The organism is Paenibacillus phoenicis (genome assembly GCF_034718895.1).
GTDB lineage: Bacteria > Bacillota > Bacilli > Paenibacillales > Paenibacillaceae > Fontibacillus > Fontibacillus phoenicis.
In genome coordinates this window covers 4557691-4576255 of record NZ_JAYERP010000001.1, presented here as the reverse complement: position 1 = coordinate 4576255, position 18565 = coordinate 4557691, and the positions used below count along the sequence as shown (strand labels likewise).

General features: G+C 52.8%; 13 protein-coding genes and 1 pseudogene. 3 read left to right on the top strand and 11 right to left on the bottom strand.

The annotated features are described in order from the left end of the window. Window position 1: 1 nt before the first annotated feature. Both U9M73_RS21350 and U9M73_RS21345 read right to left on the bottom strand, forming a co-directional pair. Complete coding sequence (locus tag U9M73_RS21350) at window positions 2-1567, bottom strand: class I adenylate-forming enzyme family protein (protein ID WP_323079029.1); 1566 nt, start codon at window positions 1565-1567, stop codon at window positions 2-4. Between the two features lie 45 nt (window positions 1568-1612). Beyond that, window positions 1613-2023, bottom strand: coding sequence for a PaaI family thioesterase (locus tag U9M73_RS21345; RefSeq protein ID WP_260071749.1), 411 nt, complete (start codon window positions 2021-2023; stop codon window positions 1613-1615). A gap of 178 nt (window positions 2024-2201) precedes the next feature. Here U9M73_RS21345 and U9M73_RS21340 point away from each other — a divergent pair, with 178 nt between their 5' ends. After that, window positions 2202-3179, top strand: coding sequence for an MBL fold metallo-hydrolase (locus tag U9M73_RS21340; protein WP_260071748.1), 978 nt, complete (start codon window positions 2202-2204; stop codon window positions 3177-3179). A gap of 193 nt (window positions 3180-3372) precedes the next feature. Here the strand turns inward: U9M73_RS21340 and guaA are convergent, their stop codons facing one another. From guaA to bcp, 7 genes are all read right to left on the bottom strand, one after another. Continuing rightward, the gene (gene guaA / locus U9M73_RS21335; RefSeq protein WP_260071747.1) at window positions 3373-4911 is read right to left on the bottom strand and encodes a glutamine-hydrolyzing GMP synthase; all 1539 of its coding nucleotides are present in this window, start codon (window positions 4909-4911) and stop codon (window positions 3373-3375) included. 78 nt (window positions 4912-4989) lie between these two features. Continuing rightward, the gene (locus U9M73_RS21330; RefSeq protein WP_323079027.1) at window positions 4990-7392 is read right to left on the bottom strand and encodes a DUF4129 domain-containing transglutaminase family protein; all 2403 of its coding nucleotides are present in this window, start codon (window positions 7390-7392) and stop codon (window positions 4990-4992) included. Continuing rightward, complete coding sequence (locus U9M73_RS21325) at window positions 7379-8617, bottom strand: DUF58 domain-containing protein (RefSeq protein WP_260071745.1); 1239 nt, start codon at window positions 8615-8617, stop codon at window positions 7379-7381. The genes U9M73_RS21330 and U9M73_RS21325 overlap by 14 nt, the downstream gene beginning before the upstream one ends. Further along, window positions 8614-9582 (bottom strand): AAA family ATPase, encoded by a 969-nt coding sequence (locus tag U9M73_RS21320; protein WP_260071744.1) that lies wholly within the window; start codon window positions 9580-9582, stop codon window positions 8614-8616. The genes U9M73_RS21325 and U9M73_RS21320 overlap by 4 nt, the downstream gene beginning before the upstream one ends. Window positions 9583-9711: 129 nt before the next feature. Then, complete coding sequence (locus U9M73_RS21315) at window positions 9712-11082, bottom strand: polysaccharide deacetylase family protein (RefSeq protein WP_323079024.1); 1371 nt, start codon at window positions 11080-11082, stop codon at window positions 9712-9714. Window positions 11083-11553: 471 nt separating this feature from the next. Next, window positions 11554-12183: a hypothetical protein gene (locus U9M73_RS21310; RefSeq protein WP_323079023.1), complete on the bottom strand. Its 630-nt coding sequence runs from the start codon at window positions 12181-12183 to the stop codon at window positions 11554-11556. Window positions 12184-12760: 577 nt separating this feature from the next. Then, on the bottom strand, window positions 12761-13249 hold the full coding sequence (bcp, locus tag U9M73_RS21305) for a thioredoxin-dependent thiol peroxidase (RefSeq protein WP_323079022.1): 489 nt from the start codon (window positions 13247-13249) through the stop codon (window positions 12761-12763). A gap of 130 nt (window positions 13250-13379) precedes the next feature. Here bcp and U9M73_RS21300 point away from each other — a divergent pair, with 130 nt between their 5' ends. Continuing rightward, window positions 13380-14474 (top strand): LCP family protein, encoded by a 1095-nt coding sequence (locus U9M73_RS21300; protein WP_323079021.1) that lies wholly within the window; start codon window positions 13380-13382, stop codon window positions 14472-14474. A gap of 702 nt (window positions 14475-15176) precedes the next feature. After that, the gene (locus U9M73_RS21295; RefSeq protein ID WP_323079020.1) at window positions 15177-16487 is read left to right on the top strand and encodes a glutamate-1-semialdehyde 2,1-aminomutase; all 1311 of its coding nucleotides are present in this window, start codon (window positions 15177-15179) and stop codon (window positions 16485-16487) included. Window positions 16488-16569: 82 nt separating this feature from the next. Here U9M73_RS21295 and U9M73_RS21290 read toward each other — a convergent pair. Continuing rightward, window positions 16570-17736: pseudogene (locus tag U9M73_RS21290) on the bottom strand (transposase); the annotation flags it as partial. 133 nt (window positions 17737-17869) lie between these two features. Beyond that, complete coding sequence (locus tag U9M73_RS21285) at window positions 17870-18406, bottom strand: hypothetical protein (protein WP_323079019.1); 537 nt, start codon at window positions 18404-18406, stop codon at window positions 17870-17872. Window positions 18407-18565 lie beyond the last annotated feature (159 nt).

Below are 18565 nucleotides of genomic sequence, written 5' to 3'. Positions count from 1 at the left end.
TTCATTCCTCTCCTTTTCTTGACTTCTCTTGAATGATTTCAGCTAACATTTGCTTTAGTTTCGTCCGATCCACCTTGCCCGGACCTGTCAACGGTAACGCCTCAAGGTAGAATATTTCCCGCGGATGAGCATAAGCCGGACCATGTTCAATGAAGAAGCGTTTGATGTCCTCCTTGTCGATCGCTTGCCGAGTCACGACAAAGGCCACAGGCACCTCACCTTTAATGGGATGGGCGGTTGGTAGAACGCAGACATCCTCAATCTGCGGATGCTTGAGAAGGAGATTTTCCACTTCCTTCGGATACACGTTTTCACCGCCAACGTTGATCATGTCGTCCCTACGCCCGACGATGTAGACGAACCCTTCTGAATCCTGCCAAGCCATGTCTCCTGTCTTCAGCCAACCATCCGGTGTAATCTTCTTCTTCGATACCTCCGGCAAGTTCCAGTAACCATCCGCTACACCAGGATTGCTTACCCAAAGCTCCCCTGTTGTTCCGGGTGGCACCTCCTGCTCTTGGGAGTCGACGATCTTAATCCGGCCTCCTGGAAGGGGATGCCCCGCTGAACCCGGCCGTTGTCTTCCCTTGGACGATTCCAAGACGACCGGCCCTCCTTCCGTTAGGCCATATCCTTCGTAAACTTCAACTCCCATCCATTTTCGTATATCCTCAAGCAGTTCCACTGGAGCATCGGAAGATCCGCAAAGCGCAAACTCCAACGAGCTAAGATCATAAGGCCGCGGTGAATTCTTGATATGAGTCACCAGCATGCGGTATAAAGCGGGAACTCCCGAAATATAGGTGCAGCGATGAGTCTCAATAGCCTGCAAAATATCGGCCGGTACGGCATCAGGCAGAATCACGGCGGAAGAGCCCGAATAAAATACAGTTTTCATCGAAACCATGGCGTTCTTATGATATAAAGGCAAAGAAATGACAATGCGGGCATCCGGCTTCAATCCCCGGGCTTCGACGATCACGGAGACATTCCAGCGTTGTCCGCCGTGCGTGAGTCGGCAGCCTTTCGGTTTGCCCGTGGATCCCGAGGTATAGGGAAGCAGACAAAGGTCTTCTTCCTGAGTCGGATACAGTTCCAATTGATTGGATTGAGCTGTTACCAGCTCGTCGTAGTTGAGCGAACCCCCGCCGTCCTGAGGTAGGTTGTCCTCTGCTCCGCATAGGAGACTCACCTCAACGCGAGTCAACCGCTCGATGCTGTGCGCCTTCTCAACCAACACCGCATGATAGGCCAGCATCCGACTTCCGCTGTTCTCGTACACATAAGCCAGCGTTTCGGCTCCAAGCTTGGAATTCATGGGAACCGGAACGGCTCCGATGGAGATCAAACCGAAGCAAATCTCCAGGAAGCGGTAATCATTAATAAATAAGACGGCTACACGGTCTCCCGGCTTTACGCCAAGATGCAGGAACAGATTGCCGGCCCGATTGACCCGCTCCACGAGTTCTCCGTAGCTGATGACCTTCCCCTGAGCCAAAATGGCAATACGGGAAGAGGCGCGAGCGGCCGATGTCCGAATGATTTCTGCAAAATTATAACTAGCCATAATGGCCCACCTTTCCCATCTTTAATTAAGCCCCCCCTTCTTCTCCTATTTGGAGCTGAACAATCCCCGCCCGATCGCAACTTGCTTTCTTTCCAGATCCGTCACGACAATGTCGGCAATGCTCACCGTACGTCCCAACTTCACCACGGTAGCCGTCGCCAGCAAATCTCCTGCTCTTCCGGGCCGCAGAAAATTAATATGTAGATCAACCGTTGGCACGGGTCGATTCAGGAACCGGAATATCGCATAATATCCAGCAACATCGATTAAGGTTGAGATCATGCCCCCATGAATATATCCATCTGCATCTGCAGAAGTGTAAAACAATTCATTGTACGGCAAGCGGATCGTAATGGACTGATCCCCAAACTCCTCAAGCCGAAAACCAAGAAATTGATGATATTGGGAATCGGTCAGGACGGCTTCGAGCTCCTCTTGGGATAAGCCAGCAGTCATTTCAGTGATGCCCCCTTTTTTTGTTTGCCATTGAAACATTTTAAATCCATACTAAACAGATCAGAATTATTTGTCAACGGTTTTCAGCTTTTTTATAAGCAATAAATATTTACTTGACACCCCAGTTTACTCTGATTTATAGTTTTCTCTAAACTTTGGACAATTGAGGAGTAACCGGATGCAAACGCCACAGAAACAGGTCTACCAAATTCGCCTGCCTCTTCCCTTCCGTCTGAATCACGTGAACAGCTACCTCATTCAAGACGAAGAAGGCTGGAGCGTCATTGACCCGGGACTCAAAACGCCGGATACCGAGGCCCTCTGGATCGATGTATTACGGCAGTTCAACCTGAGCCCCTCGGATATCAAACGGATCTTCATCACTCATTATCATCCAGATCATTATGGATTTGCCGGAGCCATGCAGCAGTGGACCGGGGGGATTTTACTAGCAACCTCCGCAACCTTCGCTTTGGCTAACCAATATTACCGGAATGAGCAGGTAGAGGAGAACTGGTCGTTTTATCGCAGCTGCGGCATTCCTGAACCACAATGCGATGAAATGGCGGTGCTTGACCGCGAGCTGTTAGAACAAATCTCCACGATTGCGGGAGAGTCGCTGTTCGTACAAGAGGGAGATTCCTTTCTACTGGGCGGGATTCCTTATGTAACCGTCGTTGGAGGCGGGCATGCTGAGGGAAGCATCGGCTTCTGGAATGAGGAGAAGCGATTGTTGATTGGCGGGGACCTACTTCTTGAGCGAATCACGCCAAACATTACGTTTCGTTATGAGGATGAGCAGGATCCCTTGCAGCAGTATCTCGATACCTTAATTTTCCTGCGCCAGAGAAACATCCACACCGTCCTGCCCGGCCATGGTGCTGTCTTCCATCCGCAGCCTGGATACATCGATCGCATCCTCGCTCATCATCATGAACGGCTGGACAAGATCCTGGCGTTATTTAACGCGGCAGGAGCTAAAGCGCTCACCCCCTTTGAGGTTTGTGCCCGGCTGTTTCCTGGAGTTGTTCACCCGGAAAGCATCCGCTTCGCCCTCGGTGAAACGGTAGCTCACCTTCGTTACCTGCAAACAAAAAACCTCTTGCAGCTGCAAGAGGAATCTCATCATGGATTATATTATTTCTCGAAGGCCTAGCACGGATTTTGACTGGATATTTTGCGATTTTGGCCATAAAAAATACTCCCTTCTATTTGCTTAATACCGCAGATAAAAGAGAGTAATTTTTTGCACTTTAAAATTGCGGGTTTACACAAGAGTTTCAATGTCGTCTATGCCCCCCTTATGTGTCTAGGCTGTTAAGCTGCAGACGACATTGATTCCTTCTAATCTATTCCCATTCAATCGTGGCCGGCGGCTTCGACGTAATGTCGTACACGACGCGGTTCACGTTCTCGACCTCGTTGACGATCCGTACGGAAATCTTCTCCAGCACGTCCCACGGAATACGCGCCCAGTCGGCGGTCATGCCGTCGATGGACGTCACGGCACGGATGCCTACTGTGTAGGAGTAAGTACGAGCGTCGCCCATAACCCCTACGCTGCGCATATTCGGCAATGCCGTGAAGTATTGCCAAATCTCACGATCCAGTCCCGCTTTGGCGATTTCTTCGCGCAGGATGTAGTCGGAATCCCGAACGATTTGCAATTTCTCTTCCGTCACTTCGCCTAAGACGCGGATAGCGAGTCCCGGTCCCGGGAACGGTTGTCTCCACACGATTTCCCGAGGCAGACCCAGCTCTTCGCCAACCTTGCGGACCTCGTCTTTGAACAACGTTTTCAGCGGTTCGATCAGCTTGAACTTCATATCTTCCGGCAACCCGCCAACGTTATGGTGGGACTTAATCGTTTGGGCCGTTGCCGTGCCGCTCTCGACAATATCCGTATACAACGTTCCTTGGGCCAGGAATGTAAAGTCATCGAATTTCGCCGACTCTTCGTCGAACACGTAGATAAATTCGTTACCGATGATTTTGCGCTTCTGTTCCGGGTCATCCACGCCAGCCAGCTTCGAGAGGAAACGCTCGCGCGCATCAATCTTGACGACCTTCATGTCGAACTTGCCGACGAAGGTCTCCATGACGCTCTCCGCTTCGCCTTTGCGCAGCAGACCGTGATCGATGAACATGCAGGTTAACTGGTCGCCAATCGCTTTATGAATCAGCATGGCCACCACCGAAGAGTCCACGCCGCCGCTCAACGCGCAAAGCACTTTGCCGTCACCGACTTGGGCGCGAATATCGCGCACCGCGTCTTCGATAAACGTCTCCATGCTCCAGTTGCCTTCGCAACCGCAAATGTCGTAAAGGAAATTGCGGATCATTTCATTCCCATGTACGGAATGCCGCACTTCGGGGTGAAATTGTACGCCATACATCTTCCGGTCCGGATTCGAAAACCCGGCGATAGGCGCATGCTCTGTCGATGCATCAACCACGAAGCCGTCCGGAAGCTGGGTCACGTGGTCCCCGTGGCTCATCCATACCGTCTGCTTCGAATCCAAACCGCGAGTTAATGCCGAATGTTCGGCAAAATCCACGTCCGCTTTGCCGTACTCGCGTTTTGCCGCACGTTCGACCTTACCGCCAAGCTGGTGAGCCATTAACTGCATACCATAACAGATGCCGAAGATCGGCACACCGATGTCGTACACGGCCGGGTCAATGTGCGGTGCATCCTCCGCATAAACGCTGGACGGACCACCCGAAAAAACGATGCCTTTCGGCGCGATTTCCCGCAGGCGTTCTACCGGCGTATTATACGGCAGCAATTCGCTGTACACGCCTAAGTCGCGGATCCTTCTTGCTATTAACTGATTGTATTGTCCTCCGAAGTCAAGGACCACAATCATTTCATTAGGTTTATTCATGACCGAGCCTCCCTCAAATTATGACACCTATTATACGAAACGACAAAAGAGGTCGTCAAGGAAGCCCAAACGCCAATTTCAGCGTCGGCGAGAGGCCAACTTCCGGCATTGTTCTAGGAATTTCACGCTTTCCTGTCGCTCCAGCCGCAGGCCTCCATAGTAGATCCTTTCCCAGGTCCGCACGAACTGCTCAGCACACTCCGCTTGCGCCTGATCTTCGCTGAAAGCGCTCTGGATATATTCCCGGGCTGTCATGGACGCAGGCTTGGGGCCGTAAAGCAATGCCAATTCGTGCCAAACCCGATCCGCCGAAGCCAGCAGCTCGCGGCGTCCAGGAAAGGCACTGCTTAGCCGCAACCGTCCGAAGGCAAGAAGCAGCAAGTGTCCGCGCAGCCTCATTTCCCGTGCGAACAGCAAAGCGAAACCGGCAACCAAAGCCAAGGCAGTCCAATCGAACGGGCGCAGCCGCGGGTTCAGGTGGGAAAGTTGTTCGTAGGCGGCTTCCGCAAGCCTCGGTTGCAAGTGCTTGGCCACCTCAACTGCTTTGGCTAACCATGGAAAGGCCGCTCCTGCATCTGCTTCGCTTAATCTGTAATCCGCTAAGGTGCTGACGCTTAAAGCTATGGATTCGCCAAACCCCGGCGTCGGATCAAAGGCAACCCAACCCGCTTCAGGAAAATAAACCTCTACCCACGAATGCGCATCGGCATAGGTTACGGAATACCGGTGCATCTCTGCGGAAGCTGTACTGTTTGCGAACGAGGCGGACTCTAACCCGCTCCCCGCTCCGGCGGAAGCCGCAGCTGCAGATGGCGCAGGATCTCCCGGCGCGAAGCCCTTGACCCAGCGAGCCGGAATCCCGCCGCTGCGCAGCAAGATGACCATCGCCGTCGAGAAATGGTCACAATAGCCGATGCGGTCGACGAACAGAAAGTGGTCGACGAAATCGGCGCCTTCCGGCGGCTGACGGGAATCGAGGCTGTAAGCGTAGCGATGCTTAAGGTAGCTCTCGACGGCGGCCGCCGCATCATAGCGGTTGCTTTCTCCGGCGACAAGCTGCTCGCCCAACTTCCGCACCCGCTCCGGCAATGCGTCCGGCAGCTGCAGAAAGCGGTCACGGACCTCTACAGGGTCCGGCCCCTCTTCTTGGCGCAGCTTGTCCGCAGACGCCGTCGGCACCGCCGACGTCAGCTCATAGCCGTAAATCTGCTCCGCCGGGGCAGCATAGTCGACGATCAAGGCATCGGCCCAGGCATCAAACCGAGGCTCAATCTGCACCGACTCGTTTCCGTCACCGGCGATGATCCGTTCCGCCTGGACCGGAAGCCCGCCCGAGAGCAGGGCTACCCTCCCCGACAACGGCGCTTCGAACGTCACCGTTTGCCGTATGAGCTCGCGGCCGGTGTCGACCTGGGCCTCGGCTGTGATGGCTTCGCCTTCAGCCGCCTCGCCCGTTACGCCGCCGGAGCGCTCCGCCCCGGCGATCGCGGGCGCGCCTTCCCCGGCCGGTTGAATCCAGCCCCGGCCGGTGTATACGCTTTTGCTTTCGCCGCGCCAGTACGTATTGTACGGCGACAACGCCGTAAAATACGGGTCATGGCGCAGGCGCAGCGGCCCGCCCAGCTTGGAGTCGTCCCGGCCGTAGCCGGATACATTGACAGCCGCAGCATGGCCCGGCGTGCCTGTCAGCTCGGCTCCGCTCCACTCCGACAAGCTGCGCGCGACCTGCTCCCAAGAGATCGCCCGCACCGGCTGCAGCGGCAGCAGCGAGCTGAGCAGCGCTGCGCCCGCCACGCAGGCGAGCACGACGGCCCCGCCGGCGATGCTCCCGGTTCCCCGGCTCGGTCCAGACTCGCCGCGATGGAACGCTGCCGCCTGCAGGGCCAAGCCCAACGCCGCCGAGCGGATGACGCCCAAATACAGCTCCAAGCCGACGGCAGCTTCCAGCACGAGCAAGTAGATCACCGTGGCGGACAAGAACAGCAAAATACTCTGGCGCGATAACGCCAGCATCTGTACGGAAACGACCAGCAACGTCCAACCGATCAACAGCAGCAATGCCCGCGTCTCCATGCTGATGGAGAACAACCGCCCCGTATCCCAAAACGCCTCCAGATCGGCAGAGATCGTATGGGCGTAGCCGGCAAACCAGGCAATCCCTTCTCCTCTCCCGAACAGATACAACATGGCACCGGCGATCAGCAGCGGCGGCAGCGGCGCATACAGGGCAGTCGGCAGCCGCAGGCAGCCAAACAACAGCAAAGCTCCGGTGAGAACGAAAAACAGCGGAAGCAGCTCCGTCTGCCTTTCGGGAATCATCGCATGCAACGGATACAACCATTCCCCAAACAAACCAAACAGCAGCAGCGTAATCACGACCCGCAAGCCGACAGAAGGCGCAGAATGCCCGCCTCGCCGGGATGGTGTCACCGGTGCCAACTGGCCGCTGGAGGTGAGCACTGCCGGTTTAGGCGCCGACATGCTTGATCGCCTCCTTCCGCGGAGTTTTCGTCCGATACAACGTCAGATCCAACACCGTGACGCCCCGTTCTCGCAGCCGGGCTACCAGCCGCCCCAGATCCGATCCGCCGAGCCCGCCGGCGCACCAAACTTCCACGGTTACCCCCAGCTCGGCCCAATGCAGCACATCCCCCGCCAATTCAGGCGTCAGCGTGCCGGTGATGACCGTAAGGCTTTGCCCTTGGGAGAGCACCTCGGACCAATCCCGGCGAAGCAATTCTCCCGCAGACAAGCCGCTCCCTAAGCGGAGGCCGGCCAGCTGCTCCAGGCCGCTCATCAGGCCGTCGCGACCGTTCACCCGGCAAGCTCCGTCCATCGCGCTATGGCTGAAGCGAAGCTCATCGGCGCCGGAATCGCCGCCCGCTTCGCGCGTAAACCACGTGGCGGCTGCCGAAACCGCCAGTTCGAAGCCGGCGGAGGAAGCGTAATCCCCGTCCTGCGTGCTCAGCAGCAAATAGCGCGGCATGACCCCCTGCTCCTCGGGGATGCGGGAGAGCAGCTGGCCTTTTTTCGCCGAGTATTTCCAATGAATTCGCCGCAACGGATCACCCTCGACATAGGGTCTTAACCGGCCCGGAGTTGGAGACGATGCGACCAGCTGGGGCTGCCAAGCCCCGCCGCCCTCCTGCTCGCCCCGCTCCTCTGCCTTCGGGGGATCTCCTGCCAGCCGCAGCGGATGAACGACCATCACCTCAGAGGAAGCCGCAAGTCGGCTCCGCTTGAACCAGCCAAACGGATCGCCCCAGGTTAACCTAACGGAAGCATTCTTATAGACGCCCCGAGGCAAGCCCTGAATCGCATATGTCATCCGGTAATCCCGGCGAAATCCGGTAAAAAACAAACTACCGCCCCGGCCCCCCGGGCGGTTCTTCCCGTATTCTGAACCAACCGCGTCTCCTGCCAGCTGGTCCTCGATCTGCAGCCAAACCGGCGGCAGACCTCCCTCACAGCGGACCGTTAACGTGACAGTGACCGGTTCACCGGCAACCGGAAATACCGGCTGCCAAGCGCGCTCCACCTTGAAGCGCTTCGGGCCAAATGCTTGGACCAAAACGCCCTGCAGCATAATGAATCCGACCAGCAGCAGCAAGAATAAAGCCGACGCCCCGCCGCGCCAAGCGTACCAACCTCCCAAAGCTCCGGCGAAGGTGACGGCGATCAGCCATGCCCATCCTGCGTGCTTCATGACGAAGCCCCCGCTCTCCGTGCAAAAATCGGCACATTCACCTTAGCCAGCACTTCAGCTAGCGCCTTCTCCCCGCTGACTCCGTCGAGCTTCGCTTCCGTCCTCAGCACGATCCGGTGCGTGAGCACAGCGGGCGCGACCGCCTTCACATCGTCCGGCGTGACGAACGAACGTCCTTTGTAATACGCCATCGCCTGCGCCGCCCCCATCCAGGCAAGCGTTGCGCGCGGACTGAAACCCAGCGCGATTTGCGGATGGCGCCGGGATACGTCCGCCGCCCCAACCATATAGCGCTTGATGACGTCGTCCACAAATACACTGCGCACCTGACGCTGCATGAGGGCCATTTCCTCCGGCAGCAGCACCGGCTTCAGCTCGGCAAGATTAGGCGGATCCTGCATCCTCCCGAGCAGATCCACCTCCTGCTCTGGCTTCGGATACCCGAGCGTCAGCCGCATCAAAAAACGATCCAGCTGCGCCTCCGGGAGGCGATAGGTTCCTTCGTATTCCAGCGGATTTTGCGTAGCCAGCAGCAAAAACGGCTTCGGCAAAGCCCGCGTCTCTCCATCGATCGTCACTTTCCGTTCTTCCATCGCTTCCAGCAGTGCCGACTGGGTTCGCGGCGCTGCCCGATTGATCTCATCGGCCAATACGACATTGGCGAACACCGGCCCGGGCCGAAACTCAAACTGACCGCTTTGCGCATGGTATACCGTTACGCCGGTTACATCAGACGGCAGCAGGTCCGACGTGAACTGAATGCGGCCAAACGACCCGCCGATGCAGGCAGCTAACGTGCGTACCAGCATCGTTTTACCCACTCCTGGCACATCCTCTAACAAAATATGACCGCCGCTCAATATCGCTACCACCGCGAGCTCGATCTCTGTTTTTTTCCCAACAATCACCCGATCCACCTTATGGACGAGCCGCTCCAGCAGCGTCTGCGCTTGATCGTGATTCATCCTGACTTCTCCTCCATTTCTAAAAACCATGGCCGTAATCTATCAACCAGTATCTCCAGAAACTAGCGGAAATAGACATGGAAGAAAGGAAGAGGATGTCTGCGTCTGCCCCAAAAGAATCTATTAAACCTAGAGTGCCGAGACCCGTCGTTCCCCAGCGGTCGAGACGACCCCGACGATCGGATGACCTAACGCCTCCAAGAGCGGACGCAGTGGAATCCATAATGCTTGTGCCTTGCGGTCAAACGTCACTTCCCATTCCGCATTCGTCCCGTCTTGGCGTACGGCGGTCAGCACTCCGCGCCGTGTATCCGCTACGATGTAGGCGTCCCCCCAGTTGATGAAGGCGCTTTGCGTCGCCTCGCTCCAATAGACCTCAGCTCCCAGCCGCTCCATCACCATACGGACAGGAGCCACATACTGGCCGTCACGCAGCTCGTATTCCCCCGGCGCAAGGCGCGTTTGCAAGCCGCCGGCCTCCACGGTGAGCGGCAGCTCCGGTTCAAACAAAGCCGCATTCGGAACGACGTTGGACGCGATCCATTCGGCGGAAGGCGCTGGACGGTTCTTTTTCTTGCCTACCTGAGGATCCAGCGAAAATTGAACGGGCTTTTGCTCCGCAGATAATGTACGAAACTCGTAACCTAGTTTTTTATAGTAATGAATAATTTCCGGAAGCGCCTTGACGGTCTGCTCATGCCCGCCTCCATCATGCATCAACACAATCACTTGGTCCTGCAGCTTCGCGTTCTTGACGTTGGCTACAATCTCATTTGCCGGAACGCCTTTGCGCTTGGAATCGCCGCTGTCCACATTCCAGTCGAACACTTTATACCCACCCTGCTCCAGCAGGTTGAAATACGTCTTGTCAAAATGACCGTACGTCCCGCCCGGCGCACGAACCAACGCCGTACGTGTTCCCGTGATCTCCCGCAGCACCTCTTCCGTTGCCTTGATCTGCTTCCAGAATTGGCCGAAGCTGTCGTACAACGCGTCGTAATCATGGTTATACGTATGATTCCCGAGGGCATGGCCGCCGTCGACGATTCGCCGGATCTTCTCTGGATAACGTTTGGCCTGCTCGCCAAGCACGAAAAAGGTAGCGGTCACCTCTTCTTCCCGCAAAATCTCCAGTACTTGATCCGTATGCGGGCTAGGTCCGTCATCAAACGTCAAATAAACGGTCTTGCCTTGCACTTCCTTTTGGTTTTCTTGCAGCGTCTCCGCCTTCTTCGTCTGAGACGCTGCCAAAGCCGCCGATGCGCCAGCCGAGCCTATGGCCGACGTATGGACGGGTTCCAACTTCTGGGGTGCAGGTGCAGCGAAATTCACTTTATGCGTCGCGGTTCCCCCCGCGGCTTGTTCTTTCATGGCCAGGGCTTTGACTTCGGGCAAGCCCTTGTGCTGGAAGCCGAGCGGCGTGCAGATCGCAGCGATCAGCACCAACGTAAGCAGCAGCATACGAACCAGCATTCGTCCGGAAATCTTTTTTTGTTTCATCGACTTTCTACCTCCGCGTTAGGATCAAATTCTTTTCTATGAATCCTTTGGCTTTCTGGTAGATTGTATGAAGGTAGAAACGCAAATAGACTTCCGAATCGCTAAAGTTCTGTATTTTGATTCAGGGTTTTTACTGACTATGGAGCATCAAAAAATGCGCACCCAGGTTAGGGCACGCATTTTTATTAATGTCCTATTTTTTTGGTTTTATAAATGCTACAGTACTCAAAATAAAGCCAACCACTACTAAAAACCAAGCCGCAAGGTGAAGTACTAAATATTCTTGCTCATTCGTCGGATTATTTGTTAGAACGAACCAGACGAAAAACAAAAAGAACCCCATGAGTGTACATTGAATGCCGTATAATATAACAACAGTTCGCTCATAAAGAGAATCGATGACAAAATAAACAATTAACCCCAAGACGAGACCTGCAATTAATACTAAATAAATTACATTCACCTCCTGAATTAGAAACTTGTGTCAGCGTCATTATAGATTTTGAAATTATTAGATGAGCTAGAGAAAGTTACACTAGCCCCAAATCCTGAATTACTGCCGTTCAATGAAATTGAGCTGATATTTGTACTACTCCACGTATGTGCATAAAATGTTCTCGCTTTGCCATTCCAATTTGTAAAATTGCTATTGTAGGTCACAACGGCTGAAAAGCCTTGTCCCAAGTATTTATAAGTATAATATCCAGTAACATAATTTACACTTGTCACAATAGCCTTATCTTGGAATTCAAAAGCTACACCATACTTTCCATTACCTTCAGATGGACTGTTTGACTCAACACTATTCCCCTCACCATCATGCCAATAACCAAGAGAACTAATAACACTAGCGTTATAATCACCGCTAGTATTATAATATGTCACACCAATTGCATCCATCCCACCAACATTCTTGGAGTCTCCAACAGAAGGTATCAAAAATGTCGGTACGTCTGCAGACCAATTATTGTTTTTCCAAGATCCGCCTCCTGCGACAAACCAATACCCTGTTTGAGCATCGTACGTAATCAGTACCTTATTTAAAGTTACATCACTGCCTTGAGATGATGGGCTAACTAAAGATTCATCAGGCGTTTCCAACTTGTAGACTTTATTCTCTAATAGTTGTTTTTCTAGTTTCGCCGCATCTCCATCGCCAGAAACTAATTTATTTAGTGTCTTCTGTATTTCGTATACTCTCGCTTTTTTTGTTCCTCTGTTAAATTAGTATTTAATAGATCCAAATGTTTATTTGCCAAAGACTGCTTTGCTGCCACAATATCAAAGGTTTCAAGTTGATTACTCTCTTGTGCGAACGAACTTTGAATAGAGATAAGAAATAATAATACCGCCGAAAGCATCGTATTGACAAATTTCTTCAAAATGAATCCCTATGAATCCCTCCCAATATAATAATATTTATCCTTATAATGGATGAATAATTATACCTCCAACGTACTTATTTGTAAATATATAGAAGAAAAAATGTATTTTTTGGGCTCTTCGCTATATTACGTGGATAATGGAACGTTTGAGAGGCATAGTAGAGCGATATCGCTGTCTCTTATACCCACTACGAGTAGCGAAGAGGCTTTTTTCGGGATGTCTATCATGAAAAATTCTTCTTCAACCACAAATAAAAATAGTTACATAACTAAGCAATATGATTGTCAAGATCTTATCTAAAATATCGTCCCTGAAGTAACGCCAGCACCTCCTCGGCATGCCCTTTCACTCGAACCCCGCGCCATTCGCGAAGCAGTTTGCCCTCCTCATCGATCAGGAACGTCGAACGGACGATGCCTTCGTATTCGCGGCCGTACATTTTTTTCAGCTGCCATACGCCAAACATCCGGCATACCTCATGAGACTCGTCCGATAATAGCGGAAAATTCAGCCCCTGCTTCATGGCGAACCTTGCGTGAGATTTCACCGAATCCCCGCTGATGCCAAGCACCACTGCCCCGTATTCGCCGTACGCCTGGGCAAGGTCGCGGAAATCACAAGCCTCCTGGGTACAAGCTGGGGTAGAGTCTTTGGGATAAAAATAAAGAACGACCTTCCGGCCGCGAAATTGCGATAATGAGATTTCCTCCCCGTTGGCTGCGGGCAATTGAAAATCCGGAACGTGCTGACCGATTTGCACTTGTTGCGTTTGTTCCGACATGCTCCTTCCTCCTCTGGCCTCTCCAACCCTGAAATTGATTGTATTTACAAAAAAAATTATAATGGAAAGACATGTAGTATATCTATAATAGAAACCGAATTTATCGCATGACTTGAAAGGAACGAACCCAATGACGAAACGCACAAAACGGGCGATTCTCTGGTCTGTGATCGGAGTGGTTGTCGCTCTCGCTGCCTTTGCAGCCTACTATTTTACGGCCCTCTATAACCAAGTGGACAATTTTCAAAAAGAAGGAGAACAGTCTCCTTTCTATAACGTGCAGCCAACCGAAACGAAAGTGCCGGAACCGCCCAAATGGGAAGGCAAGGATCGGGTGAACATTCTGCTGATGGGCGTCGATGCGCGCGGTTTGAAGAAAGGGGAAATCCCCCGCTCGGACACCATGCTGGTCGCTTCCCTCGACCCTGTGAGCAAGAAGGCCTACCTCTTCTCGATTTTGCGTGACACGTACACGAAAATTCCGGAGCACGGTTCGGACCGGATCAACACGGCGATTACGCACGGACCCAATACGGCGATGCAAGCAGTCTCCGACCTGCTGGGCATCCCGATACAATATTATGTGTATACCGACTTTCAAGGATTCATTGAGCTGGTGGATGCGGTCGGCGGGGTTGATTTTTATGTGGAAAAAGATATGCACTACACCAGCAAAGCGGATAACCATGAATACGATATCGATCTGAAAAAAGGACAGCAGCACCTCGACGGCAAAACCGCGCTGCAATACGTCCGCTTCCGGCACGACGCCCTGTCCGACTACACCCGGACCGAGCGGCAGCGTAACTTCCTGAAGGCGGTGGCGGAAAAGTTGAAGTCGACGACTTCAATTATGAAGCTGCCTTCGATACTGGAGAAAATCAATCCTTACATCGACACGAACTTGTCGGTTCAGGATATGTGGAAGCTGGCTACCGTAGGGTATGACACAGAAATGGTCGCCAGCGAACAAATTCCGCCGATGGAACTGCTGGTTGAGAAAACCGTTGGCGGCTCGTCCGTCCTTGGCGTTCGCAGCGAAGATGAATTAAAGCAATACGTGCAGGACGTATTTAACAAAGCTGAGGAAAGCGGGACGGGCAGCGGCAGCGATGCTGACGGTGCCGAGGACAACGGCGGCAGCAACGACGACAGCGGCAGCTCGGGCCGTACCGGGGCGAACGCAGGCAGCAGCGGCGTGAACCTGGAGGCGGCCAGCCCTTGAGGCTGGTAGCCTTTAGTGGCGAAGGACTCCAAACCCTAAGGTTGGTGGAGTCCTTCCTGCAGGCGGGCTCCTGCCCGTGAGGTCGGAGGGCGCAGCTTGAGGCAGGCCTGCCCTGTGGGGGTGGACTTACTCGAGAGGCGGCCTCCTCTCTTTTGGGGTGCTCGGCGGAGGGCTGCAACGGTCTAATAAGATCGGTCGCGGTCACTGGCGGTCGCTGACAGTGCTCACGGTCGGCGGTGAGCTAACTGCCGCTAATTGCACCACACAATTGCCGCTAATTGCATCATCAGCTGGCGCAAATCGCACTACATTCTGGCGCAATTTGCATTATCGACTAGTGCAGATCGCACCACCAGCTGCACAATTTGCATCATTAACTGGCGCAGATCGCTCCACCTACTGATGTTTTTTGCACCACTAACTGCTGTTTTTTGCACCATCACCGCCACGAGATGTAAAAGTGCAGTTCATTTTGGCTAAAAACCGCTATTTTTGACCTGTCAAATGTAAAAGTATAGTTCATTTCCGCTGAAAAGTCGTTTTTGAGGACATATCCTGCTACGTGAGATGCACTTTTGCAGCTAATCGCACAAAAAAGCCGGTTTTCCAGACAAATTAAATGTACTTTTGCAGTTGAATTGCCGGATCGCCAGCGCATCAACTAGTTCACACCAGTTATTCAATTCAGAAAGGAAGATAGAGATGAATCGATCGCAATCCGAACGATTGTATGAAGAAGCGTTGCAGCATATTGTAGGCGGCGTCAACAGCCCCTCCCGCTCGTTTAAGGCGGTTGGCGGCGGGGCGCCTGTTTTTATGAAAAAAGCCCAGGGCGCCTACTTTTGGGACGTGGACGGCAATCGCTACGTTGATTATTTGGCGGCTTACGGGCCGATCATTACCGGACATGCCCACCCGCATGTGACGAAGGCCATTCAAGAGGCAGCCGCAAACGGCACGTTGTACGGGACCCCAACCGAGCTGGAGATCCGCTTGGCCCGTATGCTCAAAGAAGCGATCCCTTCGATGGACAAGGTACGCTTTGTCAACTCCGGTACGGAAGCGGTCATGACGACGATCCGCGTCGCGCGCGCGTATACGAAGCGCAACAAAATCATCAAATTTGCCGGGTGTTACCACGGCCATTCCGATCTCGTGCTCGTGGCCGCGGGCTCCGGCCCGTCCACGCTGGACATCCCTGACAGCGCCGGCATCCCGACCAGCATCGCGCACGAGGTGATCACCGTACCGTTTAACGATGCTTCGGCGCTGAAAGATGCGCTCGACAAGTGGGGCGACGACGTCGCCGCCGTCATGGTCGAGCCGATCGTCGGGAACTTCGGCATGGTGATGCCGAAGCCCGGGTTCTTGGAAGAGCTCTGCCGGCTCGCACGGCAGTACGGCGCCCTCGTCATTTACGACGAGGTCATTACAGCCTTCCGCTTCCACTACGGCTCGGCGCAAACCTACGCCGGCCTCTCCAACCACGAAGCGATCCGGCCGGACCTGACCGCCCTCGGCAAAATCATCGGCGGCGGGCTGCCGATCGGCGCGTACGGCGGCAGCAAAGAGATCATGGAGCAGGTGGCACCGCTGGGTCCGGCCTATCAGGCCGGAACGATGGCGGGCAACCCTGCTTCTATCTCCGCCGGCATCGCCTGCCTTGAGGTGTTGCAAGGCGCTGGGGTCTACGAAGAGATGGACCGCCTCGCCGTGAAGCTGACCGACGGGCTGGCTGACTCGGCCCGCCGCCATGGAGTGCCGCTGACCATCAACCGAATCCGCGGCTCGTTCTCGACGCATTTCTGTGACCATCCGGTCACGAACTATGCGGAGGCGCAAGACACCGACAGCGAAGCGTTCGCTGCCTTTTTCCGCGCCATGCTGAACCGTGGGGTCAACCTCGCCCCGTCGAAGTTCGAAGCTTGGTTCCTGACAACGGCGCACACGGAAGCCGACATCGACTTCACGTTGGAAGCCGCAGAGGCTTCTTTCAAAGAAATTGCCCGATGAAAATAGTAGAGGCTGTCCCAAAAGTAAACTTTTGAACATCCTCAGCAACAAGATAGGATGGTATAAGTAAAAAACCAAGGAGCTAAGCGAGAACAGACCGCTTAGCTCCTTGGTTTTTGGCGTCCGCCGCTGCTTTCTTGAGCAGATTGTGGGCAAGGGAAAGCCACCCGACTTCAAAGCTTGCTTTTGGTAAGCCTCGAAGCAGGAATCGTTTGAAGTCCCAATTGTTTTTCATATCCCCGAACACAGGCTCCGGCTCAATCATCCGTCTGACGGCCAAAGCATAACCTTCTTCACTGCGAAGCTTCTGCCCGGCTTGATTTTTGAGCCGCAAATACTTCATGCTGACTTTGATCTCCCGATTTACTTGGGCCTTCGTACACTGCGGCTTCAGCGGACAGTCCTCACAACCGGCACTGCGGTAATGCCGGTACTCGATTTCGTACCAGCTTTCAGTCTTCTCCTTGCTCTGATGAACGCTGTAGCCGACAATGAATTGATTTTCGGTGCCGATCTGTACATTATACCCCGGCTTCAGCTGGCCGTTTCGCATATGGTCTTCTTTCATGCGCATGAACGTGGCGTCGTGATCTGTTTGCTGTAGCTGTTTCGCTTGCCTAAAATCTCTCCATGCGTCTCGTACTTCTGGAGTCGTGGAAGCAAGTCTTTGTGGAGGGTACGCACGCCTTTTTGAGCGGTTTGTCTTTCGGTTTCTCCTGCAAGCGATCTTCCAATTGCTTGACAGCTTGCTCAAGCTTTTCACTAGTGATGGCAGAGGATTCCCCATTTCAAGAAGATCCTGGCCCCCGTGAGCACTTTCTTCTTGCTTCTCGGCTTCTTCGATCGCAGCGAACAAGGTCTGGACTTTCTCCCGGAGCTTAGCTTTATGCTTCACCACGGCTTTTCCCAAAACAAATGTATATCGGTTGGCATTCGCTTCAATCTTCGTGCCGTCCACAAAGTAATGCTCGAGCTGCACATAGTTCTCCTCAACCAGAGAAACTGAAGCACGGTGGTAAACACCGTCTCCAGTACACTTTTCATTCGTTCTGATCGAAACCGGTTGATAGTGCGGAAATCCGGCCTTTGCCTGGCCGCGATCCACATGAACATGATGTTTTCGCGGATAGCTTTGGCGATCTGGCGAGAAGAGTAAATGCACTGTGTGTAAGCGTAAATAATGACTCTAGTGAGCATTTTTAGGGTGGTAGCTGTCTCGTCCGCCTCCAGGGTAAGCCGCGTCGAAGATGGCAAAGAAACCTCTCCTTTGGGTTTATGGTTGAGTGGTACCTCCATTTTACTAAAGAGTGGTTTCTTTTTGTTTGACGAAATGAAAATTTATTGAAACCGAATTGCGGCTCTTTGATTTTAGGAGTTTTTTTCTATTTTTTGAAATAGTCATTCAGGTTATATTTTTTTAGATAGGCATACATTAACTCTTGCGATATTTGAAGCCCTTCCATTTTATTCTTTGCTGGGCCGGCTATCAGAACCCTATCGTTTAAACCAATAACTTCGAAAGTAGCTGATTTAAAATCTTTAGAAAAAAACACCCGTCCAAACTGTGTATTCCATTTCTCTTCTTCCGATAGATCAGCGTAATCCATGAAAAATGACATGAGAGCTTTGCCACTTTTTTGAAAGCTCATATTTAACTCCCGGTTATTTTTTAAGTCCGGTTGTCCATCAAGCTTAACACTAATTACCCCTTTGAAACGTTTATTACCTAACAATGAATAATGAAGTCTGCCATTTATATTAATTGTTACAGGAATAACTTCATCATCCTGTAACTCATATTGTATTCCTTCTATCGTGTTTGAAATTTCCTTATTCATTGGATATAAGAAAATGAAAGCTGCAGTTGAAATCAAAATTAGTGATATAACTATCAAAAAAAGTGTACTTCTCTTCCTCATAATACACCCCTTCTACTTTCATGAGCTTAAATTAAATATAACGCTCCAAATGGAGCTTTATATTTAATTTTACTTATTATTGAGTAATTTGACTTGGCATAGAGGGCGTAAATACACTAGCAGTCGCTGTGTGGTCTTTATTTTGTGTGTCTTTAACTT

Excerpts from the sequence above, each read along its gene's own strand:
- U9M73_RS21285 (WP_323079019.1), bottom strand. The coding sequence starts at position 18,406 with ATGAGGAAGAGAAGTACACTTTTTTTGATAGTTATATCACTAATTTTG.
- U9M73_RS21325 (WP_260071745.1), bottom strand. The coding sequence starts at position 8,617 with ATGAAGCACGCAGGATGGGCATGGCTGATCGCCGTCACCTTCGCCGGA.
- U9M73_RS21345 (WP_260071749.1), bottom strand. The coding sequence starts at position 2,023 with ATGACTGCTGGCTTATCCCAAGAGGAGCTCGAAGCCGTCCTGACCGAT.
- bcp (WP_323079022.1), bottom strand. The coding sequence starts at position 13,249 with ATGTCGGAACAAACGCAACAAGTGCAAATCGGTCAGCACGTTCCGGAT.
- guaA (WP_260071747.1), bottom strand. The coding sequence starts at position 4,911 with ATGAATAAACCTAATGAAATGATTGTGGTCCTTGACTTCGGAGGACAA.
- U9M73_RS21315 (WP_323079024.1), bottom strand. The coding sequence starts at position 11,082 with ATGAAACAAAAAAAGATTTCCGGACGAATGCTGGTTCGTATGCTGCTG.
- U9M73_RS21320 (WP_260071744.1), bottom strand. The coding sequence starts at position 9,582 with ATGAATCACGATCAAGCGCAGACGCTGCTGGAGCGGCTCGTCCATAAG.
- U9M73_RS21340 (WP_260071748.1), top strand. The coding sequence starts at position 2,202 with ATGCAAACGCCACAGAAACAGGTCTACCAAATTCGCCTGCCTCTTCCC.
- U9M73_RS21350 (WP_323079029.1), bottom strand. The coding sequence starts at position 1,567 with ATGGCTAGTTATAATTTTGCAGAAATCATTCGGACATCGGCCGCTCGC.
- U9M73_RS21300 (WP_323079021.1), top strand. The coding sequence starts at position 13,380 with ATGACGAAACGCACAAAACGGGCGATTCTCTGGTCTGTGATCGGAGTG.
- U9M73_RS21330 (WP_323079027.1), bottom strand. The coding sequence starts at position 7,392 with ATGTCGGCGCCTAAACCGGCAGTGCTCACCTCCAGCGGCCAGTTGGCA.
- U9M73_RS21295 (WP_323079020.1), top strand. The coding sequence starts at position 15,177 with ATGAATCGATCGCAATCCGAACGATTGTATGAAGAAGCGTTGCAGCAT.